Source organism: Pseudomonas sp. SIMBA_068, from assembly GCF_046534705.1.
In the GTDB taxonomy this organism is placed as follows: domain Bacteria; phylum Pseudomonadota; class Gammaproteobacteria; order Pseudomonadales; family Pseudomonadaceae; genus Aquipseudomonas; species Aquipseudomonas putida.
Map to the genome: position 1 here is coordinate 1 of NZ_JAWRYI010001050.1, position 254 is coordinate 254.

The following is a 254-nucleotide window of genomic DNA, read 5'->3' on the forward strand; positions in this document are numbered from 1 at the left end:
GCTGATGGCGGGTCCTTACCCTCAACTGGCCCGCGCCTACATTGAATACCGCCACGATCGCGATGTCGCCCGCGATCGTCAGAGCCAGTTACATCACGCCATCCGCGGGCTGGTCGATCAGACCAATGCGGCGCTGCTGAACGAGAATGCCAACAAAGACAGCAAAGTGATCCCGACGCAGCGCGATCTGCTGGCCGGGATCGTGGCAAAACACTACGCACAGCAGCAGATCCTGCCGCGCGATGTGGTGCTGG

Annotated in this window: 1 pseudogene; it reads left to right on the top strand. The window is 61.4% G+C overall.

Features of this window, described 5'->3' with window-relative positions:
- Nucleotides 1–254, top strand: a pseudogene (locus SB756_RS32645) (anaerobic ribonucleoside-triphosphate reductase); the annotation flags it as partial.